Here is a 789-nt window from a genome sequence, read left to right on the forward strand (position 1 = left end):
GGACAATCTTAGAGAATGAGTTGAGCACAGGTTATTAACAGGATTGATTTGACCGTAGCCCAAATCATAGCACGTTTTGGGCGCTTTTTTTATGTCGAATTGTTAAGATTCAACACTTGTGCTCCGTCCCCCGATAACTATTACTAGCATCCTGCAATGAAAGCTTGTCATCCTCATCAACGTATCTACTCAGGTAAGCGCTAAATAAATCCCGGTGCATCACAACTCCTGTTACATCACGATGAACTCTCTCGGATAATTTCTTCTTAATCCGCTCACCATTCAGATGAGTTTGTGATAGCGCTGTCTTCTGAGTAGAAAACTTATAGAATGAACCGCCAGCGTTCTCAGCGCCAGCGTTTCAATTCAGATTGGACAAAACCTGGGGACTTAGCAGCTATGGCTTTACCATAACGCTTCTGCCAGCCTTTTATCGATACCTTCTCGGTTTTGATATTCTTGCCATGCCTAAGTATCTCGTTAACCACCTTACGGTTTTGGGACTTTGCATAAGCAGCTTTTCTACGTTCTAACTCACGTTTCTTACGGGAAACACAATGGTATCTCTTGGAATTATTCCATTTGGATTTACCCTTTTTACACTTCCCCTTCTTGAGGACAGTCTTGCGCCCTCGTTTTCCTTCAAAGTCAGAATTGTAGTTATCGGGGTTATTGGCACGTCTAGACCTCTCCATCTGACGCTGTAAGGCTTTTATCTCACGCTCATAGGTTGGCACTCCCTCTGCAAATGGTAATAATCCCGCACCGCTATCTCCCACAAAGGCAATA

1 pseudogene is annotated in these 789 nt (G+C 43.6%); it reads right to left on the reverse strand.

Features of this window, described 5'->3' with window-relative positions:
• Positions 1-347: 347 nt before the first annotated feature.
• Positions 348-789, reverse strand: a pseudogene (locus OSC10802_RS43110) (RNA-guided endonuclease TnpB family protein); the annotation flags it as partial.

Source organism: Kamptonema formosum PCC 10802 (assembly GCF_000332335.1).
In the GTDB taxonomy this organism is placed as follows: Bacteria; Cyanobacteriota; Cyanobacteriia; order Cyanobacteriales; family Oscillatoriaceae; genus Oscillatoria.